This window comes from Pseudomonas sp. FG35 (assembly GCF_057809295.1).
This window is the reverse complement of sequence record NZ_JBMDJR010000002.1, coordinates 399,157-421,252: the sequence shown is the minus strand read 5'-3', so window position 1 is coordinate 421,252 and position 22,096 is coordinate 399,157. Positions and strand designations below refer to the sequence as shown.

Here is a 22,096-nt window from a genome sequence, read left to right as displayed (position 1 = left end):
AGTGTTGCGGGGGCCAGGAATGCGGAGGAACACGTTCATTTGGGGAATATCTCCAGCAATCGTGGCGCTATCTTTTCCAGTGGACGGATTTCTACGGCCGCGTCGATGGCTGCGGCAGCCTTGGGCATGCCGTACACCGCACTGCTTTGCTGATCCTGCGCGATGGTCAGATAGCCCTGTTGACGCATGAGCTTAAGCCCTTGAGCCCCGTCGCGTCCCATCCCTGTCAATAAAACCCCTACTGCGTCACCATTCCAGTAGTTGGCGACGCTTTCGAAAAACACGTCGATCGAGGGGCGGTAGATCTCGTTGACCGGCTCGGCGGTGTAGGCCAGCGTGCCGTTCTTGAGCAAACGAATATGGTGGTTGGTGCCGGCCAGCAACACCGCGCCGGCCTGCGGCGGTTCGCCTTCGCGGGCCAGACGCACATCCAGACCGCTGGCGCTGGCCAGCCATTCGGCCATGCCGGCGGCGAACACCTGATCAACATGCTGCACCAGCACGATGGCCGCCGAAAAGTGGCGTGGCAGGCCCTTGAGCAAGACTTCCAGCGCCGCCGGACCACCGGCCGAAGAGCCGATCGCCACCAGCCGCTGGCGCGAGGCGGTACTGCGCGGTGCCGCAGGTGCGGGGCGCGAGCGGGCGGTTTTCTCGCCGATCAGCCAGCCGATATTAAGGATTTTACGCAGCAGTGGCGCCGCCGCTTCCTGAGGGTTGCCACCGCCGATGGCCGGGGTGTCGACCACGTCCAGCGCGCCGTGGCCCATGGCTTCGAACACCCGGTGCACGTTCTGCTGGCGGTCCACGGTGACGATGACGATCGCGCACGGGCTCTCGGCCATGATCCGGCGGGTGGCCTCGACGCCATCCATCACCGGCATGATCAGGTCCATCAGGATCAGGTCCGGGGTGTTTTCCGCGCACAGGCGCACCGCTTCGGCGCCGTTGCTGGCGACCCACACCACCTGATGCGCCGGCTCGAAGGCCAGCGCACGACGCAGGGCTTCCACCGCCAGAGGCATGTCATTGACGATTGCGATCTTCATGCCCGCGCTCCTCCGATGAGCTCAACCACCGCGTCGAGCAGGGCGTCGTCATGAAAACTGGCCTTGGCCAGATAATAGTCGGCGCCGGCGTCCAGTCCACGGCGGCGATCTTCCTCGCGATCCTTGTAGGACACCACCATCACCGGCAACGATTGCAGACGGTTGTCGCGGCGCAGCAGCGAGACCAGTTCGATGCCGTCCATGCGCGGCATGTCAATGTCGGTGATCAGCAGATCGAAGTCCTCGGAGCGCAGGGCGTTCCAGCCGTCCATGCCGTCCACCGCAACGGCCACGTCGTAGCCGCGATTGAGCAGCAGCTTGCGTTGCAGCTCGCGCACGGTCAGCGAGTCGTCGACCACCAGAATCCGTTTGCGCGCGGCTTCCGCGGCCTGATTACCGTGGCGGGCAATGCGCTCCAGACGCCCGGTATTGAGCAGTTTGTCCACCGAACGCAGCATGTCTTCAACATCGACGATCAGCACCACCGAGCCATCGTCGAGCAAGGCCCCGGCGGAAATGTCCTGCACCTTGCCCAGCCGTTCGTCCAGTGGCAGCACCACCAGCGTGCGCTCGCCGATGAAGCGCTCGACCGCCACGCCGTAGATCGCATCACGCTCGCGGATCACCACGACCTTCAGGGTCTCGCCGCTGTTCTGGCTGGCCGGGCGTTGCAACAACTGACTGGCCGCCACCAGCCCGACGTGCCGGCCTTCGTGCCAGAAATGCTGGCGCCCTTCGACCTGCACGATGTCCTCCGGCGCCAGGTCGCACATGCGCTCGATGTGCGCCAGCGGGAAGGCATAGGCCTCGTCGCCGACCTCCACCACCAGGCTGCGCACCACCGACAGGGTCAGCGGCACTTCGAGATAGAAACGACTGCCCTCGCCCGCCGTCTGCTCCAGCACCACCGCACCGCGCAACTGGCGGACCATGTGCTGAACAGCATCGAGACCGACGCCACGACCCGACACTTCGGTGACCTTGTCGCGCAGACTGAAACCCGGCAGAAACAGGAAGGTCAGCAGTTCCTCTTCACTCAACTGGGCGGCGGTTTCCGCGGGCGACAACTGGCGTTCGACGATGCTGCGGCGGACTTTTTCCAGATCCACACCATTGCCGTCGTCGCTCAGTTCCAGCACCAGCAGACCGGCCTGATGCGAGGCGCGCAGACGGATCAGGCCTTCCTCGGGCTTGCCCTTGAGCAGGCGTTCCTGTGGGGTTTCGATGCCGTGATCGACCGCGTTGCGCAGCAGGTGCGTCAGCGGTGCTTCGAGTTTTTCCAGTACATCGCGGTCGACCTGAGTCTTCTCGCCCTCGATCTCCAGCCGCACCTGCTTGCCGAGGCTGCGGCCGAGGTCGCGCACCATCCGCACCTGACCCGACAGCACATCGGCGAACGGCCGCATGCGGCAGGCCAGCGCGGTGTCATAGAGCACTTGCGCACGCTGACTCGCCTGCCAGGCAAACTCGTCGAGTTCGGCGTTTTTCTCTGCCAGCAACTGCTGGGATTCGGCGAGCAAACGTCGCGCGTCTTCCAGCGCCTCTTGAGCTTCAAGGCTCAGGGCGTGTTCCTTGAGATGAACGTTAAGACTTTCCAGCGCCCGCAGGCCGTTGTTCTGCATGCGTTTGAGGCGCTGCATGGTGGCCAGGTGCGGCTTGAGGCGCTGGGTTTCCACCAGGGATTTGCTCGACAGGTCGAGCAGGCTGTTCAGGCGTTCGGCGGTGACCCGCAGCACCCGCTCGCCACCTTCAGTGGTGCGTTTGCTCTTGCGCGGCGCGGGCTCCGGCTCGGTCACCTCGACCGAGACTTCAACCGGCGCTGGCTCAACCACCGGCAGTGGCTGAAGCTGAAACTCGGCCATCGGCGGTGCGCTCTGAGCGGCGGGCACCACGGCCGGTGCCGCCGGGTCGAGCAAACCGCCCATCAACGCCACATAAGCCTCGATGTCCGCCGGTTGCGGGCCGTTGGCCGGGGTGGCGATGCGCATCAGCAAATCGGTGCCCTGCAACAACGCGTCGATATGCTCCGGACGCAGGAACAACCGCCCCTCCTGCGCACTGACCAGGCAATCTTCCATCACGTGGGCGACGCTGACGCCGCTGTCGATGCCGACGATCCGCGCCGCGCCTTTCAACGAGTGCGCCGCGCGCATGCACGATTCGAGCTGATCGGCCTGGGTCGGATTGCGCTCCAGCGCCAGCAGCCCGGCGCTGAGCACCTGGGTCTGGGCTTCGGCTTCGAGGCTGAACAGCTCGAGCAAGGAGGCGTCGCGCATTTGCTCGGGGGTCATGTGAGGCTCCGGGACACGGCGGACAACAGCTGTTCTTCATCCAGCCAACGCAGGCTGCGACCTTTGAAAGGCAACACGCCTCGGGTGTATTTGGCACTGGCCTGTGCGCCGGAACGTGACGCGGCGTCGAGGATTCGCTCGTCGATGGCGTGAATCCCGTCGACTTCGTCAACCGGCACCACCACCGGCCCGCCCTGGGCCGCGATGATCAGCATGCGCGGCATGATCCGCGCGCCGGTCGCCGGGGCTGCGCTGCTGTCGAGATCGAGCAGTTCGACCAGTGACAGGCACGCCACCAGCGCACCGCGCACGTTCGCCACGCCGAGCAAGGCCCGGGAGCGCTGGTGCGGCAGCGAGTGAATCGCCTGCAACGGCGCGACCTCCACCAGACTGCGGGTGGCCAGACCGAGCCATTCTTCGCCGAGGCGGAACATCAGCAGCGAACGGGTCTTCAGCTCGGTCTCGACCTGGATCGCCACCGGATCGCGCTCGTCCTGCTGCAACGCATAGCGGTCGAGCAGGCGCGTGGCGGCGGCGGAATACACCGAGCAATTGCGGCAATGGATGTGCTCATCCAGCAGCGGACAGGACTTGTCGCCGTGGATGCCGATGCGGTTCCAGCAATCGTCGATGGCCCGGGCGTCTTCGTGGGTGACGTTCAAGGTGTCGGACGGGATCATCGTTTACGCTCACTGTCGGCGGTGCGGCCGCTGCGGGCGGCGCGCTCCTGCAATCGTCTGGCGCCGGCCGTGTCGCCCTGGGCCTGCAGCAACGCAGCCAAGTGCATCAAGGCTTCGGGGTGTTGCGGTTCGAGGTAGAGCGCCTTGCGGTAAAAGCCCTGGGCTTCGAGGGCGCTGCCGGCGACATCGCTCAACAGGCCGAGCCAGTAAAACACCTGGGCCACCGGCTCATGGCTGCGCAAATACTGTTCGCACGCAGCCCGGGCCTCTGCGCTTTTGCCTTCGTTGGCCAGGGCGGCGATGTTGGCCAACAAGGTCGTGGCGTCGGGATTTGTGCTTTTAGCCGTCGCGGGCAAAGGCGTCACGCCAGCAAACGGACGGTTGCGCACCGGCGTCGGTGGCGTGCTGCGCAGCGGCTGGCGCACAGGCAACGGCAGCGGAATAGCGGTCGGCATCGGCAACGGTTCGGGCTGCGGTTCGCTGTGACGACTGAAGGCGAACGACTGCGGAATTCCGATCGAACGCATGCCGAGCCGCCCGAGCAGGCTGCCTTCGGCCGGGCCGATAAACAGCACGCCATCGACATGGGTCAGGCGCTTGAGCACGGCAAATACCTGCTGCTGGGTTGGCTGATCGAAATAGATCAGCAAGTTGCGGCAGAACACGAAATCGAACGGCGGCTCGTTGACCAGCAATGACGGATCGAGCACGTTGCCAACATGCAAGCGCACCTGCTCGCGGACGCTTTCACTCACCCGGTAACCTTCGTTCTCGGCAGAAAAATGCCGCTCGCGAAAATCCAGCTCCTGGCCGCGAAACGAGTTCTTGCCGTACAGCGCCCGCCGCGCCTTGTCCACCGACAACGGGCTGACGTCCATGCCATCGACCTTGAACTGATGGGGCTTGAGACCGGCATCGAGCAACGCCATGGCAATCGAATAGGGTTCTTCACCGGTGGAACACGGCAGGCTGAGGATGCGCAGCGCGCGCATGTTGTTCAATTCGCCCAGGCGTTTGCGCGCCAGTTTGCCCAGGGTGGCGAAGGATTCCGGGTAACGGAAAAACCAGGTCTCGGGGACGATCACCGCTTCGATCAGCGCCTGCTGTTCATCCCGCGAGCCTTGCAGGGTCTGCCAGTACTCATCGGCATTCACCGTTTGCGACAGGGTGATGCGCTGGCGCACGGCCCGCTCGATGATCGCCGGCCCGACCGAAGCGACGTCGAGGCCGATGCGTTCCTTGAGAAAGTCGAAGAAGCGCTGGTCGCTGCTCATGGCTGCTCCTCAAGCCGCGCCGGATCCAGCGGCGGTGTCGGGAACAACAGCGTGCGCACCGACTCGTCGAGCAAGTCGTTGACCCGTACCCACTGCACCAGCCCTTGCGCGTCTTCGCGCACCGGGCCCAGGTACGGTGCCTGACGATTGTCGAGGCCGTACGACTGAAACTCATCCGGGTTGCAGCGCAGGGTGTCGGTGGCCTGTTCGAGGATCAGTCCCAACCACTGCGCGGGTTGCGAGTCTTCCGCGCGGTAATGCACCAGCACCAGTCGCGTGCTGGTGCGCGCTTGCGCAGGATGGCCGAAGGTCAGGGCACTGAGGTCGATCACCGGCACCACCGTGCCGCGATAGGCGAACACCCCCGCCACCCAGTGCGGCGCCCGGGCAATCGGCTTCAACGGCAGGCGCGGCAGCACTTCGGCTACTTCCGTGGCGCGCAGGGCGTAGCGTTCGCTGCCGATGCGAAACAGCAGAAACAACGCCTGCTTCGCCACCGGTGCAGCGCTGCGTTTGGCGGTGATTTCGCTCATCAGACTTTGAATCGCGAAACGCCGCTGCGCAGGCCCACGGCCACCTGGCTCAGTTCGTCGATGGCGAAACTGGCCTGACGCAACGACTCGACGGTCTGGCTGCTGGCATCACCCAGCTGCACCAGCGCATGGTTGATCTGCTCGGCGCCGGTGGCCTGGGCCTGCATGCCTTCGTTGACCATCAATACCCGCGGCGCCAGCGCCTGCACCTGATGGATGATCTGCGACAGCTGCTCGCCGACCTGCTGCACTTCAGCCATGCCGCGACGCACTTCCTCGGAGAACTTGTCCATGCCCATCACCCCGGCGGACACCGCCGACTGGATCTCGCGGACCATCTGTTCGATGTCATACGTGGCAACAGCGGTCTGATCCGCCAGACGCCGCACTTCGGTGGCGACCACGGCAAAACCGCGACCGTATTCGCCGGCCTTCTCCGCTTCGATCGCAGCGTTCAGGGAAAGCAGGTTGGTCTGGTCGGCGACCTTGACGATGGTCACCACCACCTGATTGATGTTGCCGGCCTTCTCGTTGAGGATCGCCAGTTTGGCGTTCACCAGATCCGCCGCGCCCATCACCGAATGCATGGTGTCTTCCATCCGCGCCAGGCCTTGCTGCCCGGAACCGGCCAGCACCGAGGCCTGATCGGCGGCGGTGGAGACTTCGGTCATCGTGCGTACGAGATCGCGGGAGGTCGCCGCAATTTCGCGAGACGTCGCGCCGATTTCAGTGGTGGTCGCAGCGGTTTCGGTGGCGGTGGCTTGCTGTTGCTTGGAGGTCGCAGCGATCTCGGTCACCGAGGTGGTGACCTGCACTGACGAGCGCTGGGCCTGGGACACCAGCGAGGTGAGCTCGGTCATCATGTCGTTGAAGCCGGTTTCCACGGCGCCGAACTCGTCCTTGCGGTCGAGGTTCAAGCGGCTGCTCAGATCGCCGGTGCGCATGATGTCGAGGATCTGCACGATGCGGTTCATCGGCGCCATGATCGCGCGCATCAGCAGCAGACCGCAGAAGCCGGCGGCCAGCACGGCCACAAGCAGCGAGACGAACATACTGACCTTGGCCGCCGCCACGGCCTCATCAATGTTGGCCATGGCCTTGTCAGCGACTTTCTTGTTCTCGCCAATGATGTCGTTGAGCTTCATCCGGCCCGAGTACCAGGTCGGTGTCAGTTGTTCGTGGAACAGCTTTACAGCGTCGGCTTCGAGATTGCGCTTGTGCAGGTCGAGCACCGCATCCTGAATTTTCAGGTAGGCGTCGTGATATTTCTCGAACGCCGCGAATTCGAGCTTGTCCTCGTCCGTGACCACCGTGCCACGGTAATTGGCCATCTGTTCCTGAAGCCGAGATTCGAAAGCCTTGTAATCGGCCGCATCTTCGCTGCTGATGCCCTGCCCTTCCTTGAGCCCCAGCAGTTCCTGGGTCTGCAGGTAGCTGTCGACCCACGCGCCACGAATCATCGAGCTGTAATAGACGCCGGGAATCGCGTCGTCACGGACGCTGTTTTCACTGGCCTCGATCTTCAGCAGCCGCGAATACGAGACGACCACCATCAGCAGCATGATGGCGATAATCACCGCAAAGCTCGCCAAAATGCGTTGGCGCAACGTCCAGTTCTTCACAGTCAGTCCTCGGGGCGGGTCGAAATGCGGGGGAGTATAGCTGAGGGCGGTGTTTCATTTATAAGACGGTTTGCCGCGCTCTGGCCTTTCGCTCATGAAACGCGATGGGCTCTGGACTGGGACTTTCCGGCAATCGGAGGTCGGCGTGCCAGTGACGCAATGGCAAAAAGGGGCGATGGATTGGTCATTTCAGCTGCTGCAACGAAAGAACCCGCCATCCTGTGCGGGATTGCGGGTTCTGATATCGCTGACAACAGTTTTACTGGGTAGCTACACGGACCTGCTTCTCCAGCTCCACCTTCAACCCCGGCTCCAGCTTCAACTGCCGCGCCAGTTCATCCAGATAGCTCTTCTCCATGAAGTTCTCCTCATCCACCAGCATCACGCTCGCCACGTACATCTCGGCGGCCATCTCCGGCGTACTCGCCGCGCGGGCGACGTCGGTGGGGTCGAGGGGTTTGTTGAGTTCGGCGTGGAGCCAGTGTTTGAGTTCCTGATCGTTGTCGAGCTTGGTGAACTCGCCTTCGATCAGTTGGCGTTCGCGGTCGTCGATGTGGCCGTCGGCCTTGGCGGCGGCGACCAGGGCCTTGAGGATCGCCTGGCTGTGTTGTTCGACTTGCGCCGGTGGCAGGCGATCGAGGGTTTGCGGTTCGCTTTGTGGGGCAGTGCCTTTCTGGGCGTTCCAGTTGCCGTAGGCTTTGTAGGCGATCACGCCCAGTGCGGCGAGGCCGCCGTAGAGGGCGACTTTACCGCCAACCTTGCGGGCCTTTTTACTGCCCAGCAGCAGGCCCATGGCGCCAGCCGCCAGGGCACCGCCGCCTGCGCCTGACAGCAAGCCGCCGAGTGCGCCGTTACTGGAAGATCCGCCCAGCAAGCCGCCCAAACCGCCGGCCGCCGGTTTGTTCTGCGCCCCGCCCGCCTTGTTCTGCAGCAGATCCTGGCCGGACTTGAGGAGTTGATCGAGCAATCCACGGGTGTTCATGTTCCGTCTCCAAACAGGGGGTTATCCGGATCAATAAGGCCCTCAGCCTAGTTCGAAAGTGCCCGTCATTTGGGTGCGAGTGTGCTTCCAGATGTTGCCTGGCTCAGAGCAGCCCTTCGCGAAAATAGATATACACTCGAGGCAATCTATAAAAACCGCCCACTGGGTAAACCTTCCATGATGACCTTGCGTCAGATCCGCCATTTCATCGCCGTGGCCGAGACCGGCTCGATCTCCGCCGCCGCGCAAACCGCGTTCATTTCCCAATCGACCCTGACCCTGGCCATCCAGCAACTGGAGGAAGAGATCGGTGTCAGCCTGTTCAACCGCCACGCCAAGGGCATGACGCTGACCCATCAGGGCCACCAGTTCCTGCGCCAGGCGCACCTGATTCTGGCGACCGTAGACAACGCCAAACGCAGCCTGCAACAGAGCACCGATCAGGTCGCCGGGCAGCTGATCGTCGGCGTGACCAGTCTGGTGGCCGGTTATTACCTGGCGGATTTGCTGACCCGTTTCCAGCGCGCCTATCCCAATGTCGAGATCCGGGTGATGGAGGACGAGCGGCCGTACATCGAGCATTTGCTGGTCAGCGGCGAGATCGATGTAGGTGTGCTGATCCTGTCCAACCTCGAAGACCGCCACGCTTTGCAGACCGAAGTGCTGACCCATTCGCCGCACCGTTTGTGGCTACCGGCCCAGCATCCGCTGCTGGAACACGACAGCATCAACCTCGCCGATGTCGCCCGGGAGCCGTTGATTCAGCTGAACGTCGACGAGATGGATCGCAACGCCCAACGCCTGTGGCGCGGGGCCGGACTGCAGCCGAAGATCACCCTCAGAACTGCGTCCACCGAGGCCGTACGAAGTCTGGTCGCGGCGGGTCTCGGCGTTTCGATCCAGCCCGACATGACCTACCGCCCTTGGTCGCTGGAAGGCGACATCATCGAAGCCCGGCCGATTGCCGACCTCAGCCAGACCCTCGACGTCGGTCTGGCCTGGCGTCGCGGCACAGCGCGCCCCGCGCTGGTCGATCCTTTCCTGACCGTGGCCCGCGAACAGCCTCACGGCGGACGCAAGCCATCTATTTAATCGAACGCCACCTTCAGTATTTAGAATTTGTCGACCCCGGAGCCGCGCACTAGTCTTGCTGCATCGATAAGACGGTCGGCTCCCGGAACAGGGAGCAACATGGCCATACAAGAAAAGAGATCACGGAAAATGGCTGGCGCGCAGACCCACATGCATACCGCGTTGCTGATCGACGGCGAACTGGTCGCCGGCCAGGGTTTTGTCGAACCGATCCTCAACCCGGCCACCGGCGAAGTCCTGACCCAGATCGCCGAGGCCAGCACCGAGCAAGTCGAAGCCGCCATCCTTGCCGCCCACCGCGCCTTTGCCGAATGGTCGCGCACCACCCCGCAACAACGCTCGAACCTGCTGCTGGAAATCGCCAACGCCGTCGAAAAGCACGCTGACCACCTCGCCCGCCTCGAAGCACTGAACTGCGGTAAGCCGCTGCATCTGGCGCGGCAGGACGATTTAACCGCGACCGTCGATGTGTTCCGCTTCTTCGCCGGCGCCGTGCGCTGCCAGACCGGCCAGCTCAGCGGCGAATACGTACCCGGCTACACCAGCATGGTGCGTCGCGATCCGATTGGCGTTGTCGCCTCGATTGCACCGTGGAACTACCCGATCATGATGGCCGCGTGGAAGATCGCCCCGGCCCTCGCCGCCGGCAATACGCTGGTGTTCAAGCCGTCCGAGCACACGCCGCTGTCGATTCTGGCGCTGGCTCCGGCATTGGCCGAGATCCTGCCGCGCGGGGTGATCAACATCGTCTGCGGTGGCGGCGAAGGCGTTGGCAGTCACTTGGTCGGGCATCCGAAAGTGCGCATGGTGTCGCTGACCGGCGATATCGTCACCGGCCAGAAAATCCTCCAGGCTGCCGCAAAAACCCTTAAACGCACCCACCTCGAACTCGGCGGCAAGGCCCCGGTGATCGTGTGCAACGATGCGGATCTCAAAGCCGTGGTCGAAGGCGTGCGCACTTATGGCTATTACAACGCCGGGCAGGATTGCACGGCGGCTTGCCGGATTTACGCCCAGGCCGGGATTCACGACAAACTGGTGGCTGAACTCGGCGCGGCGGTCAGTAGCCTGCGCTTCGCCGGCAAACGCGATGCCGATAACGAAATCGGCCCGCTGATCAGCACGCGCCAGCGCGACCGCGTGGCCAGCTTCGTCGAGCGCGCCCTCGGCCAGCCGCACATCGAGCGGGTGACCGGCGCGGCGGTGCATTCCGGCGCCGGGTTCTTCTATCAGCCAACCCTGCTGGCCGGTTGCAAACAGAGCGATGAAATCGTCCAGCGCGAAGTGTTCGGCCCGGTGGTGACCGTGACCCGCTTCGACGAACTGGCGCAAGCGGTGGACTGGGCCAACGACTCGGAATACGGCCTCGCCTCGTCGGTCTGGACCCAGAACCTGGACAAGGCGATGCAGGTCGCCGCACGCCTGCAGTACGGCTGCACCTGGATCAACAGCCATTTCATGCTGGTCAGCGAAATGCCCCACGGCGGGTTGAAACGCTCCGGTTACGGCAAAGACTTATCCAGCGATTCGCTACAGGACTACAGCGTGGTGCGGCACATCATGGCCCGCCACGGCCAGCATCTCTGACTACGCTAATAACAAGCCGACCACGGCATGCTTCACCGCGTTCACAACTGCCCCGACCATAATTTGAAGAAGAGGGTTCACCATGTTCGTGCACAAGACCGCACTGCTCAGTGCAATCACCATGGCCCTGCTGGCCAGCGCCAGCCTGCAGGCCGCCGAGCCGCTGAAAGCCGTCGGCGCCGGCGAAGGCCAGCTGGATATCGTCGCCTGGCCCGGCTACATCGAACGCGGTGAAAGCGACAAGGCCTACGACTGGGTGACCGGTTTCGAGAAGGAAACCGGCTGCAAGGTCAATGTGAAAACCGCCGCCACCTCTGACGAAATGGTCAGCCTGATGGCCAAGGGCGGTTACGACCTGGTGACCGCGTCGGGCGATGCCTCGTTGCGGTTGATCGTCGGCAAGCGTGTGCAACCGATCAACACCGCGTTGATCCCGAACTGGAAATCCCTCGACCCGCGCCTGAAAGACGCACCGTGGTACGTCGTCAACAACCAGACCTTCGGCACCCCGTACCAGTGGGGCCCGAACGTGCTGATGTACAACACCAACGTGTTCAAGACCGCGCCGACCAGCTGGAACGTGGTGTTCGACGCGCAGAACCTGCCGGACGGCAAGCCGAACAAGGGCCGCGTGCAAGCCTACGACGGCCCGATCTACATCGCCGATGCGGCGCTGTACCTGAAATCCACCAAGCCTGAGCTGGGGATCAAGGATCCGTACCAACTCACCGAAGATCAGTACAAGGCTGTGCTGGAACTGTTGCGCGCCCAGCAGAAGCTGATTCACCGCTACTGGCACGACACCACCGTGCAGATGAGCGACTTCAAGAACGAAGGCGTGGTCGCGTCCAGCGCCTGGCCGTATCAGGTCAATGGGCTGATCAACGAGAAACAGCCGATCGCTTCGACCGTGCCGAAAGAAGGCGCCACCGGCTGGGCCGACACCACCATGCTGCACGCCGAAGCCAAGCACCCGAACTGCGCGTACAAGTGGATGGACTGGTCGCTGCAGCCGAAAGTCCAGGGTGATGTGGCGGCATGGTTCGGTTCGTTGCCGGCGGTTCCGGCGGCGTGTCAGGGCAGTGAGTTGCTCGGGGCTGAAGGCTGCAAGACCAACGGCTTTGATCAGTTCGACAAGATCGCTTTCTGGAAAACCCCGCAGGCTGAGGGTGGGAAGTTTGTGCCGTATAGCCGGTGGACGCAGGACTACATTGCGATTATGGGCGGTAGGTAGCACTCCGGAACGACTCGGTCTGCCCCCTTTCCCCTCGCCCCCCCTGGGGGAGAGGGCTGGGCGGGCGGCGTGCCGATGAGGGGGTAGCTTTTGACTTTGCTTTTGAAATTGGAGCAATGGCTGAAATAGCTGCCCTCACCCCCCGCCCTCTCCCGGAGGGAGAGGGAGCTAAAAGCGAACCGCGTCGCCCTCATCAAAGGTGAGCCAACACGGGCATACACCGCCAAACGATCCAGTTTTTTCAGAAGTCCAGGCAGGGCCGCTGCGACGGCCTTCGCCTTTTCGGAGCACCGCACCATGACGCTTGCAGTCCAGTTCACTAACGTTTCCCGGCAGTTCGGCGAAGTGAAAGCCGTTGACCGGGTTTCCATCGATATCCAGGACGGCGAGTTCTTTTCCATGCTCGGCCCCTCCGGTTCGGGCAAGACCACGTGCCTGCGCCTGATCGCCGGGTTCGAGCAACCGAGCGCGGGCTCGATCCGCATTCACGGTGCCGAAGCCGCCGGCCTGCCGCCCTATCAACGCGACGTCAACACCGTGTTTCAGGATTACGCGCTGTTCCCGCACATGAACGTGCTGGACAACGTCGCCTACGGTTTGAAAGTCAAAGGCGTAAACAAAACCGAACGCCACAAGCGCGCCGAAGAAGCCTTGGACATGGTCGCCCTCGGCGGCTACGGTGCCCGTAAACCGGTGCAGTTGTCCGGCGGTCAGCGCCAGCGTGTCGCCCTCGCCCGCGCCCTGGTCAATCGCCCGCGAGTGTTGTTGCTCGACGAGCCGTTGGGCGCTCTCGACCTGAAGCTGCGCGAACAGATGCAAAGCGAGCTGAAGAAGCTGCAACGCCAGCTCGGCATCACCTTCATCTTCGTCACTCACGACCAGACCGAAGCGCTGTCAATGTCCGACCGCGTGGCCGTGTTCAACAAGGGCCGCATCGAACAGGTCGACACGCCGCGCAATCTGTACATGAAACCGACCACTACCTTCGTCGCCGAATTCGTCGGCACTTCGAACGTGATTCGTGGCGATCTGGCGCGCCAGCTCAGCGGTCATCCGCAGCCGTTTTCGATCCGCCCGGAACACGTGCGTTTCGCCGAAGGCCCGCTGGCCAGCCACGAGATCGAAGTCAGTGGTCTGCTCCACGACATCCAGTATCAGGGCAGCGCCACGCGCTATGAACTGAAGCTGGAAAACGGCCAGACCCTGAGCATCAGCCAGGCCAACAATCAGTGGATCGACACCAGCTCGCAGCACCAGACCGGTCAGCGCATCAGCGCGCGCTGGGCGCGGGAAGCGATGATTCCGTTGCACGACACCGTTGCGAGCGGGGTGTGACATGACCGCCCTCGCCCTCCCGCAATCGGCGCCGTTGCGCAGGTTTTCCAACCTGCTCTATCGCAAGCCGAATCTGTATCTGTCGATGCTGCTGGTGCCGCCGCTGCTGTGGTTCGGCGCGATCTATCTGGGCTCGCTGCTGGTGCTGTTGTGGCAAGGTTTCTACACCTTCGACGACTTCACCATGGCGGTCACCCCGGACCTGACCCTGGCCAATTTCGCCGCGCTGTTTCAGCCGTCGAACTTCGACATCATCCTGCGCACCCTGAGCATGGCCGTCGTGGTGTCGATCGCCAGCGCCATCGTCGCGTTCCCGATTGCCTACTACATGGCGCGCTACACCACCGGCAAGACCAAGGCGTTTTTCTACATCGCGGTGATGATGCCGATGTGGGCCAGTTACATCGTCAAGGCCTACGCCTGGACGCTGCTGCTGGCCAAGGGCGGCGTGGCGCAGTGGTTCGTTCAGCACCTGGGGCTGGAGCCGGTTCTGCAGTTCATTCTGGGGATTCCCGGGGTCGGTGGCAGCACCTTGTCGACCTCGCATCTGGGGCGGTTCATGGTGTTCGTCTACATCTGGCTGCCGTTCATGATCCTGCCGATCCAGGCCTCGCTGGAACGCCTGCCGCCATCGTTGCTGCAAGCCTCCGCCGACCTCGGGGCCAAGCCGCGCCAGACCTTCATGCAGGTGATTCTGCCGCTGTCGGTGCCAGGGATTGCGGCCGGTTCGATCTTCACCTTTTCGCTGACCCTGGGCGACTTCATCGTGCCGCAACTGGTGGGCCCGCCGGGCTACTTCGTCGGCAGCATGGTTTACGCGCAGCAGGGCGCGATCGGCAACATGCCAATGGCTGCGGCGTTCACCCTGGTGCCAATCGTGCTGATCGCCATTTACCTGTCCATCGTCAAACGTCTGGGGGCCTTCGATGCACTCTGAAAAGGCTTCAATAGGCTTGCGCATTGCAGCCTGGGGCGGGCTGGTGTTTCTGCACTTCCCGATCCTGATCATCTTCCTCTACGCCTTCAACACCGAAGACGCGGCATTCAGCTTTCCACCGAAAGGCTTCACGCTGCATTGGTTCAGCGTGGCGTTTTCCCGGCCGGACGTGCTGGAAGCGATCAAGCTGTCGTTGCAGATCGCGGCCATCGCCACGCTGATCGCAATGGTGCTCGGCACCCTCGCTTCCGCTGCGCTTTATCGCCGGGACTTCTTCGGCAAGCAGGGCATTTCGCTGATGCTGATCCTGCCGATTGCACTGCCGGGGATCATCACCGGGATCGCGTTGCTGGCGACTTTCAAGACGCTGGGGATCGAGCCGGGGATGTTCACCATCATCGTCGGCCACGCGACCTTCTGCGTGGTGATCGTCTACAACAACGTCATCGCCCGCTTGCGCCGCACCTCACACAGTTTGATCGAAGCGTCGATGGATCTCGGCGCCGACGGCTGGCAGACCTTCCGCTACATCATCCTGCCGAACCTCGGCTCGGCGCTGCTCGCGGGCGGCATGCTCGCGTTTGCGCTGTCGTTCGACGAAATCATTGTCACCACTTTCACCGCCGGCCATGAGCGCACCTTGCCGCTGTGGTTGCTCAACCAGTTGAGCCGCCCACGGGACGTACCCGTGACCAACGTTGTGGCGATGCTCGTGATGCTGGTGACCATGCTGCCGATCCTCGGCGCCTACTACCTGACCCGGGGTGGCGAGAGTGTGGCCGGCAGCGGCGGTAAATGATTTCCCTGACCTTTCCCACCCTGAATTTGCAGTAGAAAGAGGACAACAACATGCAAACCAAACTCTTGATCAACGGCCAACTGGTCAACGGCGAAGGCCCGGCGCAATCGGTGCTCAACCCGGCACGCGGTGACGTGCTGGTGGAAATCAACGAGGCCACCGAGGCTCAGGTCGATGCCGCCGTGCGCGCCGCCGACAGTGCCTTCGCCGAGTGGTCGCAGACCACGCCGAAAGACCGTTCGCTGCTGCTGCTGAAACTCGCCGACGCCATCGAAGCCCACGGCGAAGAGCTGGCGAAACTGGAATCGGACAACTGCGGCAAACCCTACAATGCCGCGCTGAACGACGAGATCCCGGCGATTGCCGACGTGTTTCGTTTCTTCGCCGGCGCCAGCCGTTGCATGAGCGGTTCGGCCGGCGGCGAATACCTGCCCGGCCACACCTCAATGATCCGCCGCGACCCGGTGGGCGTAATCGCCTCTATCGCGCCGTGGAACTACCCGCTGATGATGGTCGCCTGGAAAATCGCCCCGGCCCTCGCCGCCGGTAATACAGTGGTGCTCAAGCCGTCGGAACAAACCCCGCTGACCGCGTTGCGTCTGGCCGAACTGGCGTCGGACATTTTCCCGGCGGGTGTACTCAATCTGGTGTTCGGGCGTGGACCGAGCGTGGGCAGTCCGCTGGTGACCCATCCGAAAGTGCGCATGGTCTCGCTGACCGGCTCCATCGCCACTGGTTCGAACATCATTTCCAGCACCGCCGACAGCGTCAAACGCATGCACATGGAACTGGGCGGCAAGGCGCCGGTAATCATCTTCGACGACGCCGACATCGACGCGGCAGTCGAAGGCATTCGTACCTTCGGTTTCTACAACGCCGGCCAGGACTGCACCGCCGCGTGCCGGATCTACGCCCAGCAAGGCATCTACGACAAGTTCGTCGAGAAGCTCGGCGCAGCGGTCAGCAGCATCAAGTACGGCTTGCAGGATGATCCGTCGACCGAGCTCGGGCCGCTGATCACCGCCCAGCATCGCGACCGCGTGGCCGGGTTTGTCGAACGCGCTGTGGCGCAACCGCACATTCGCTTGATCACTGGCGGCAAGGCGGTGGACGGCAACGGTTTCTTCTTCGAACCGACGGTGCTGGCCGACGCGCAGCAGGACGACGAAATCGTCCGCCGCGAAGTGTTCGGGCCGGTGGTGTCGGTGACCAAATTCACCGACGAAGCCCAGGCGCTGGAGTGGGCCAACGATTCGGACTACGGCCTGGCGTCCTCGGTGTGGACGGCGGATGTAGGACGCGCCCATCGCTTGTCCGCACGCTTGCAGTACGGCTGCACCTGGGTGAATACGCACTTCATGCTTGTCAGCGAAATGCCTCATGGCGGTCAGAAACTGTCCGGCTACGGCAAGGACATGTCCATGTACGGGCTGGAGGACTACAGCACGGTTCGGCATGTGATGTTCAAGCACTAAAGGCATCCCCCGGCTTCAAGGCAGAAACCGGCATTACGCACCACCAGGCATTCAAAACAATAACTACCGATCCGGGCGGCGCTCACCAAGCCCCGCCACGGCTTCGGCCATCCGAAATCTGCCGATTTCACGGAGCAAACACACATGAGTGCATTACCCGATCTCTCAGCCGCCGTTGCCGACAGCGATGCCGAACAACTGCGCCAACTGGGTTACACCTCCAACTTCAACCGCAGCATGAGCCTGTGGGAAAACTTCGCGTTGGGCTTCACTTATCTGTCGCCGGTCGTAGGGGTTTATACCCTGTTCGGCCTGTGCCTGGCCGCTGGCGGGCCGCCGATGTTCTGGGCCTATTTGCTGGTCGGTTGCGGTCAATTGCTGGTGTGCCTGATCTTCGGCGAAGTGGTGTCGCAGTTCCCGATTTCCGGCGGTGTCTATCCTTGGGCGCGTCGCTTGGTGGGCAAGAAATGGGCATGGATGGTCGGCTGGATCTACTCCATAGCCCTGTGCGTGACCATCGCCGCCGTGGCAGTCGGTGCCGGCCCGTACCTCGCCGCCATGCTGGGTTTTGAGCCAAGCAACAACACCAACATCGTCATCGCCCTGGTACTGACCCTGTTCGCCACACTGGTCAACCTCAGCGGCACCAAAGTGCTGGCGCGGATCGCCATGTTCGGCTTCCTCTGCGAACTGGTGGGCGCGGTGATCGTCGGCGTGTACCTGCTGATTTTCGAGCGTCACCAGCCGATCAGCGTGCTGTTCAACACCTTCGATATCAGCGTCGACGGCTCCTACCTGCCGGCCTTCCTCACCGCTTCGCTGGCCGGGATGTTCCTCTACTACGGCTTCGAGGCCTGCGGCGACGTCGCCGAAGAAACCCCGAACCCGAGCGCAAAAATCCCGGTGGCCATGCGCATGACCATCTACATCGGCGGCATCGCGGCAATGTTCGCTTGCCTGGCGCTGATCCTCGCTGTGCCGGACATGCAGGCCGTGATCAACGGCACCGACAAGGATCCGGTCACCACCATCCTCAACAACGCCTTCGGCCCGGTGGGTTCGAAAGTGGTGATGGGCGTGGTAATGATTTCCTTCATCTCCTGCGTCATCAGCCTGCAAGCGGCGGCGAGTCGTCTGCTGTACTCCTACGCTCGCGATGAGATGGTCATCGGCAGCCGACTGCTGAAAAAGATTTCTCCTACGACCCAGGTTCCAGTTGCCGCCCTGTTCGTGTCCGGCGTCCTGCCCGGCCTGATCATCGCCCTCGGATTTTTCCTGCAAGACGCCGTGGCGACCATCGTCAGCTTCGCCGCCATCGGCATCTACCTCGCGTTCCAGATGATCGTCCTCGCCGCCCTGTACGCCCGCAGCAAAGGCTGGAAACCCAGCGGCAAATTCACCCTCGGCGCCTGGGGCTGGCCGGTGAACATCGGCGCGCTGGTATACGGCGTCGGCGCAATCATCAACATGGCCTGGCCACGCACCCCGGATGCGGCGTGGTACATCAACTACGCGATGGTGCTGAGCACGGCGATCGTGATTGGGCTGGGGCTGGTTTATATGTGGATTGGCAAGCCGTATGACCATGGGAAGGCGCCGGCTGGGGATGCGTGGAAGGTGGGTCGGTAACTCTCCTCCACTAAAATAAAGTCCCGGTTCTCAAATCACGGATCGGGACTTTGTTTGACTGCTATAGCAACTGAGGTTTAGAAAGGATTTCGAATTCATTCATTAGCAGGTGAATTTCAGTGCTGGGATTAGGTTCCCCACTGACAGCAACATCCTCAAGAACCTTCGGTGCTAAGGCTCGCGCTTTTTGAAATGGCTCACCAAGTAGCTGGGCAAAATAGCTTATATCTTTCCCCTTCTCGTATTTACCCATGTAAGGTTTCTCTCTAAGGCTTTTCGTCACGAGGTCTCCTGGAGAGTTTTTACCCACTGCAGTGAACGGCTTTCTGTTATAACCAAAATGCAACAACAACCAAAATTCGAAGCAAGGAAAGGACGCTATTATCTTTATTTTTTGATGTGGCTTAGCCAAATCAATTGCTCTATCAAAGCATAGATGAGTATCACGATCTAAAGCACAGAAGACCTTATCAAAACTCTTCTGTCGAGCAATCGCCCTTTCGACAATTCCACTTGGATGAGTTACCCCACAGTGAGCAATCTCTACTTGAGCATTAGCTCGAAAATGGTGAGCGGCGTCTTCAAGATAGCGTTTTCCAGACTTAGTATCCTCACACAGAATTAGAATCTTCGGCTGTGGTTTGAACTTCGAGCCTTTCCGATCAAAAGAATTTGCTGAGCGGCCCATGACTATTTCCTCCGGATCAGAGGTAGTCCACGATAGCGCCCTTCAAAATAACGCTTTTCTACATCCTCACCTTCTCGCCCCTCAAAATCATGGATTGAGAAAAGCTTAGTGGCACCATTTTCATCGCGCTCAGTTATCCAAAACTGATCACGCCTTAGCACCTTAGCATTCATCAAGTGCGTATCATGCGTGGTGAAAATCAACTGTGAGTCTATTTTCCTATCTAAGTGCTTCTCTATAAGATCGGCGACAATTTCCGGGTGCAAGCTACTATCAAGCTCGTCAACCGCCAATATGCCGCCTTCACTATCCGACCTAAAATTCATAGTTGTCCAAGGCAACCAAAAACCAATAAGGTTTTTTGTACCACCTGACTCCTCTGAAAAATCAAACTCCGCACTACCCAATAGAGTTGTGTGCGTTAGAGTCGTCTTATCGTTCTGATCTCCTCCAAACACATTTTCTGCCGATAAAGCTTCGGAGGCTTTCATCAGCGCCGTTTCAGCTACTGAATCTTCAAACTCAATGTTGGAAACTGGAATATCTACATCCCGCAAAAACTGTTCCAAATGTTCAGTAAACCTAGGAACTTTTTTCAGAATCCTTATTGACGCGGTAGACCAACGCAACATCGAATCCTGTTCAATTGACCAAAGAGTAGTTTTAAACCACTCAAACGGTTCTCTAAGCTGCCTCAATTCCTCACTACTATTTGCTACTGACTGCGCAATAAAAAGTGTTTTAGGGCTTGTCAGTCTCCTCCAAGCCTCATGGACCTCTTTCCCGCCCTCCAGCCCTTCACCAAAGATATAACGCTCGCCCTTGCTCGTTAGTTCACGACTATATAGCAAAGACTCCTTTCCCTTTGGGTAAGATGTAAGCCTTTCCTCAACAATTCTCTTTTCTGTAACCCCTAAAACAAACTGATAGCGAAGTCCATTTTTTATAAAGTTGTATTCAAAATTACTAGGCAGATCCGCAAGTTCAGGATCAAATCTAAATGCCTTTACAGGCAAGCCCTTATTATCTGCTGTAGGTGTGATACTCAACAACTCTGTCACTACACCCAAGGCCTGAATAAGCGAAGACTTTCCAGAGGCATTAGGTCCATAAATCGCCGCGACCTTCAGGAGATTTGGGAGTTTTTCTCCATCCACAAAAGGCTTAAACACGTTTCTTTTTTTACTAAGGCGTGGGGTTGCCACCATCGAAAGCGTCTGCTTCTCACGAAAGGAGCGATAGTTAGAAACTGAAAATTCAATCAACATGTAAAAAACCTGCACTTCGTGCGAAAAATTGAACTGAATATAGCTATTTTTGAGACGAAGTGCAGTTTTTTTACACATGATAAATTTTCAACGCCGAAAGGTCCTAGCGAACGAAGGACCTCCGCATTTCCTACAGATCACGTCGACTATGTGGACTTGGCGGTGAAACTCCTGCTAGGTAGGCTCTACTCCGGCTGTGATATCAACAGCCCGGTGTCGAAGCCGGAACAAAATCAAAATGGCGCAACCGCACTCATCCGAGTGGCGGCTCTATTCTCAATATTGGAGTCGACAAATGCCCAATCAAACTCAAAATTCCTCTAAAGATCATCCTTACTTCATCCCCACCGTATTCACCCGCCACAACCGCTTCCTCCACGCTCTCCTTCTCGATCACCAAGCCTGGTTCTGCGCTCAGGATCTCGGCCGCATGATGGGCCATCCCTTGAACCCACGCGTCACCCTGAAACTCGACCCCGACCAACGCCGCACCGTCCGGCTGAGCAAGTACGGCAAAGTTGTCGAGACGCCAATGGTCAGCGAATCCGGCATGTTTGCGCTGCTGGTTCACCATTTCATCCCGGAAAACCGCAACCTGCGCCAATGGCTGAGTAATGAAGTCATTCCCATCCTGCGGGAAACCAGCTCAGTAACAGCGGAGAACTGCCCGAGCCTGAGCTCGATGCATTGGGCCGGCGTCACCGTGCCGCTGTTGCACTGGCAACAACAGGCTTGGGTGAAATGGCGTGATATGCCGGAATTAGTGCTTGGTCAGCAGCCCTATCTGGTCGCGGGGACATGTAGCTGACGGCCTCACTTGGGCCAATGAAAAAGGGCCGGACTCCAGAGTCCGACCCTTCAATGTTTACCATCAACCTCGACCAATTTCTGACCGAGTCCCTAACAGATGCACAACGCCATCCCTGCACTACCGCCCATTCTCGAAATCATCCCGAGCGACGAGAATTTTGCTGAAGACTACCTGCAAAAACTCGTCAAACAATGTGCGGTTGCCGAGCATCTGCACGCAATCCATGTCGGCATCGCCGATGCAGATGCGGGTAAGTTGGTTGATCTGGCCACCGTGAAAGCCAAATGGCTTTCACGGTGAACCTCCTGTTTCAAAACCGCGAAACACTCCTCATCGCATCCACCAGATACCGCATCGCAATCCGGTCGCTTTCCGACAACTCCCGGTAACGCTCCACCAGTTTCAGTTCGTCAGGACTGAGCCGGCGTCTTCGCCGGACGTTGGTGAGGCAGGGAAAGATGCCCAGCATTTCGGTGATGCCTTGTCCTTTTGTCATGGACGATGTCCTTTTCCAGTACGTCAGAAATTTTCGATAACCGCATCGCCCTGCTCCTTTAAGCAGCGATTTGAGCCCTGCCGGTCGGATGGGTCGTGACCGGCGATGCCCATAGAATAGAAATTAAATCGGCGCTGAAAAGCTGTTTTTAGAGTAATTAGTCGAAAAAAGCAGATATGCCCTATAAATCAGAAAGGTCTGTGAGATAAATAACCGTAACGTCTTGTTTCATTGAGACGCTGTCGCCGTGCCATCAATGAATTTTGCAAAATCGGCGAACCGATTAAGCTAGCGGGCATCTGTTACTAGTCCGTAGC

20 protein-coding genes are annotated in these 22,096 nt (G+C 60.4%); 10 read left to right on the top strand and 10 right to left on the bottom strand.

Translation table 11 applies throughout. The features are described from left to right. Positions 1-35 precede the first annotated feature (35 nt). The 7 genes from ACODTD_RS05975 to ACODTD_RS05945 form a co-directional block, all read right to left on the bottom strand. A complete protein-coding gene (locus ACODTD_RS05975) occupies positions 36-1,046 on the bottom strand; it encodes a chemotaxis response regulator protein-glutamate methylesterase (RefSeq protein WP_011332644.1) in 1,011 nt (336 codons plus the stop codon). After that, positions 1,043-3,337, bottom strand: a complete 2,295-nt coding sequence (locus tag ACODTD_RS05970; RefSeq protein WP_011332643.1) for a hybrid sensor histidine kinase/response regulator — start codon at positions 3,335-3,337, stop codon at positions 1,043-1,045. Before ACODTD_RS05970 ends, ACODTD_RS05975 begins: the two co-directional genes overlap by 4 nt. Then, complete coding sequence (locus ACODTD_RS05965) at positions 3,334-4,017, bottom strand: chemotaxis protein CheW (RefSeq protein ID WP_011332642.1); 684 nt, start codon at positions 4,015-4,017, stop codon at positions 3,334-3,336. The genes ACODTD_RS05970 and ACODTD_RS05965 overlap by 4 nt, the downstream gene beginning before the upstream one ends. Next, complete coding sequence (locus ACODTD_RS05960) at positions 4,014-5,291, bottom strand: CheR family methyltransferase (RefSeq protein ID WP_011332641.1); 1,278 nt, start codon at positions 5,289-5,291, stop codon at positions 4,014-4,016. Before ACODTD_RS05960 ends, ACODTD_RS05965 begins: the two co-directional genes overlap by 4 nt. Further along, positions 5,288-5,824 carry a chemotaxis protein CheW gene (locus tag ACODTD_RS05955; RefSeq protein ID WP_011332640.1) on the bottom strand — a complete coding sequence of 179 codons (537 nt, stop codon included), beginning with the start codon at positions 5,822-5,824 and terminating at the stop codon, positions 5,288-5,290. The genes ACODTD_RS05960 and ACODTD_RS05955 overlap by 4 nt, the downstream gene beginning before the upstream one ends. Then, the gene (locus tag ACODTD_RS05950) at positions 5,824-7,446 is read right to left on the bottom strand and encodes a methyl-accepting chemotaxis protein (RefSeq protein ID WP_074691247.1); all 1,623 of its coding nucleotides are present in this window, start codon (positions 7,444-7,446) and stop codon (positions 5,824-5,826) included. The genes ACODTD_RS05955 and ACODTD_RS05950 overlap by 1 nt, the downstream gene beginning before the upstream one ends. 259 nt (positions 7,447-7,705) lie before the next feature. Then, positions 7,706-8,428: a tellurite resistance TerB family protein gene (locus ACODTD_RS05945; RefSeq protein WP_011332638.1), complete on the bottom strand. Its 723-nt coding sequence runs from the start codon at positions 8,426-8,428 to the stop codon at positions 7,706-7,708. Positions 8,429-8,605: 177 nt separating this feature from the next. Between ACODTD_RS05945 and ACODTD_RS05940 the strand changes: the two genes are divergently transcribed. The 8 genes from ACODTD_RS05940 to ACODTD_RS05905 all read left to right on the top strand — a co-directional run bounded on the left by ACODTD_RS05940 (position 8,606) and on the right by ACODTD_RS05905 (position 18,516). Further along, positions 8,606-9,520 carry a LysR family transcriptional regulator gene (locus ACODTD_RS05940; RefSeq protein ID WP_065259672.1) on the top strand — a complete coding sequence of 305 codons (915 nt, stop codon included), beginning with the start codon at positions 8,606-8,608 and terminating at the stop codon, positions 9,518-9,520. A gap of 99 nt (positions 9,521-9,619) precedes the next feature. Further along, entirely contained in the window at positions 9,620-11,107 is a 1,488-nt protein-coding gene (locus ACODTD_RS05935; protein ID WP_064593679.1) for a gamma-aminobutyraldehyde dehydrogenase, read from the top strand. A gap of 82 nt (positions 11,108-11,189) precedes the next feature. Then, positions 11,190-12,341 (top strand): putative ABC transporter substrate-binding protein YdcS, encoded by a 1,152-nt coding sequence (gene ydcS, locus ACODTD_RS05930; RefSeq protein ID WP_011332636.1) that lies wholly within the window; start codon positions 11,190-11,192, stop codon positions 12,339-12,341. A gap of 297 nt (positions 12,342-12,638) precedes the next feature. Next, positions 12,639-13,676 (top strand): ABC transporter ATP-binding protein, encoded by a 1,038-nt coding sequence (locus ACODTD_RS05925; RefSeq protein ID WP_011332635.1) that lies wholly within the window; start codon positions 12,639-12,641, stop codon positions 13,674-13,676. Between the two features lies 1 nt (position 13,677). Then, complete coding sequence (locus ACODTD_RS05920) at positions 13,678-14,613, top strand: ABC transporter permease (RefSeq protein ID WP_007954664.1); 936 nt, start codon at positions 13,678-13,680, stop codon at positions 14,611-14,613. Beyond that, on the top strand, positions 14,603-15,412 hold the full coding sequence (locus ACODTD_RS05915; RefSeq protein WP_007954663.1) for an ABC transporter permease: 810 nt from the start codon (positions 14,603-14,605) through the stop codon (positions 15,410-15,412). The genes ACODTD_RS05920 and ACODTD_RS05915 overlap by 11 nt, the downstream gene beginning before the upstream one ends. A 50-nt stretch (positions 15,413-15,462) precedes the next feature. Beyond that, positions 15,463-16,887 carry a gamma-aminobutyraldehyde dehydrogenase gene (locus ACODTD_RS05910; RefSeq protein ID WP_489104600.1) on the top strand — a complete coding sequence of 475 codons (1,425 nt, stop codon included), beginning with the start codon at positions 15,463-15,465 and terminating at the stop codon, positions 16,885-16,887. A 144-nt stretch (positions 16,888-17,031) separates the two neighbouring features. Beyond that, on the top strand, positions 17,032-18,516 hold the full coding sequence (locus tag ACODTD_RS05905; RefSeq protein ID WP_011332633.1) for an APC family permease: 1,485 nt from the start codon (positions 17,032-17,034) through the stop codon (positions 18,514-18,516). Positions 18,517-18,577: 61 nt separating this feature from the next. On the opposite strand, the gene ACODTD_RS05900 is transcribed toward ACODTD_RS05905, so the two are convergent. Together ACODTD_RS05900 and ACODTD_RS05895 are read right to left on the bottom strand one after the other, a co-directional pair. Next, the gene (locus ACODTD_RS05900) at positions 18,578-19,204 is read right to left on the bottom strand and encodes an RloB family protein (RefSeq protein ID WP_011332632.1); all 627 of its coding nucleotides are present in this window, start codon (positions 19,202-19,204) and stop codon (positions 18,578-18,580) included. A gap of 2 nt (positions 19,205-19,206) precedes the next feature. Next, on the bottom strand, positions 19,207-20,472 hold the full coding sequence (locus ACODTD_RS05895; RefSeq protein WP_041475508.1) for an AAA family ATPase: 1,266 nt from the start codon (positions 20,470-20,472) through the stop codon (positions 19,207-19,209). Positions 20,473-20,767: 295 nt separating this feature from the next. Between ACODTD_RS05895 and ACODTD_RS05890 the strand changes: the two genes are divergently transcribed. Together ACODTD_RS05890 and ACODTD_RS05885 are read left to right on the top strand one after the other, a co-directional pair. Further along, complete coding sequence (locus tag ACODTD_RS05890) at positions 20,768-21,280, top strand: BRO-N domain-containing protein (RefSeq protein WP_011332630.1); 513 nt, start codon at positions 20,768-20,770, stop codon at positions 21,278-21,280. Between the two features lie 99 nt (positions 21,281-21,379). Continuing rightward, positions 21,380-21,583, top strand: coding sequence for a hypothetical protein (locus tag ACODTD_RS05885; RefSeq protein ID WP_489104599.1), 204 nt, complete (start codon positions 21,380-21,382; stop codon positions 21,581-21,583). Between the two features lie 10 nt (positions 21,584-21,593). On the opposite strand, the gene ACODTD_RS05880 is transcribed toward ACODTD_RS05885, so the two are convergent. Beyond that, on the bottom strand, positions 21,594-21,779 hold the full coding sequence (locus ACODTD_RS05880; RefSeq protein WP_007954656.1) for a hypothetical protein: 186 nt from the start codon (positions 21,777-21,779) through the stop codon (positions 21,594-21,596). Positions 21,780-22,096: the final 317 nt, after the last annotated feature.

Excerpts from the sequence above, each read along its gene's own strand:
- ACODTD_RS05975 (WP_011332644.1), bottom strand. The coding sequence starts at position 1,046 with ATGAAGATCGCAATCGTCAATGACATGCCTCTGGCGGTGGAAGCCCTG.
- ACODTD_RS05970 (WP_011332643.1), bottom strand. The coding sequence starts at position 3,337 with ATGACCCCCGAGCAAATGCGCGACGCCTCCTTGCTCGAGCTGTTCAGC.
- ACODTD_RS05965 (WP_011332642.1), bottom strand. The coding sequence starts at position 4,017 with ATGATCCCGTCCGACACCTTGAACGTCACCCACGAAGACGCCCGGGCC.
- ACODTD_RS05960 (WP_011332641.1), bottom strand. The coding sequence starts at position 5,291 with ATGAGCAGCGACCAGCGCTTCTTCGACTTTCTCAAGGAACGCATCGGC.
- ACODTD_RS05955 (WP_011332640.1), bottom strand. The coding sequence starts at position 5,824 with ATGAGCGAAATCACCGCCAAACGCAGCGCTGCACCGGTGGCGAAGCAG.
- ACODTD_RS05945 (WP_011332638.1), bottom strand. The coding sequence starts at position 8,428 with ATGAACACCCGTGGATTGCTCGATCAACTCCTCAAGTCCGGCCAGGAT.
- ACODTD_RS05940 (WP_065259672.1), top strand. The coding sequence starts at position 8,606 with ATGATGACCTTGCGTCAGATCCGCCATTTCATCGCCGTGGCCGAGACC.
- ACODTD_RS05935 (WP_064593679.1), top strand. The coding sequence starts at position 9,620 with ATGGCCATACAAGAAAAGAGATCACGGAAAATGGCTGGCGCGCAGACC.
- ydcS (WP_011332636.1), top strand. The coding sequence starts at position 11,190 with ATGTTCGTGCACAAGACCGCACTGCTCAGTGCAATCACCATGGCCCTG.
- ACODTD_RS05925 (WP_011332635.1), top strand. The coding sequence starts at position 12,639 with ATGACGCTTGCAGTCCAGTTCACTAACGTTTCCCGGCAGTTCGGCGAA.
- ACODTD_RS05920 (WP_007954664.1), top strand. The coding sequence starts at position 13,678 with ATGACCGCCCTCGCCCTCCCGCAATCGGCGCCGTTGCGCAGGTTTTCC.
- ACODTD_RS05915 (WP_007954663.1), top strand. The coding sequence starts at position 14,603 with ATGCACTCTGAAAAGGCTTCAATAGGCTTGCGCATTGCAGCCTGGGGC.
- ACODTD_RS05910 (WP_489104600.1), top strand. The coding sequence starts at position 15,463 with ATGCAAACCAAACTCTTGATCAACGGCCAACTGGTCAACGGCGAAGGC.
- ACODTD_RS05905 (WP_011332633.1), top strand. The coding sequence starts at position 17,032 with ATGAGTGCATTACCCGATCTCTCAGCCGCCGTTGCCGACAGCGATGCC.
- ACODTD_RS05900 (WP_011332632.1), bottom strand. The coding sequence starts at position 19,204 with ATGGGCCGCTCAGCAAATTCTTTTGATCGGAAAGGCTCGAAGTTCAAA.
- ACODTD_RS05895 (WP_041475508.1), bottom strand. The coding sequence starts at position 20,472 with ATGTTGATTGAATTTTCAGTTTCTAACTATCGCTCCTTTCGTGAGAAG.
- ACODTD_RS05890 (WP_011332630.1), top strand. The coding sequence starts at position 20,768 with ATGCCCAATCAAACTCAAAATTCCTCTAAAGATCATCCTTACTTCATC.
- ACODTD_RS05885 (WP_489104599.1), top strand. The coding sequence starts at position 21,380 with ATGCACAACGCCATCCCTGCACTACCGCCCATTCTCGAAATCATCCCG.
- ACODTD_RS05880 (WP_007954656.1), bottom strand. The coding sequence starts at position 21,779 with ATGACAAAAGGACAAGGCATCACCGAAATGCTGGGCATCTTTCCCTGC.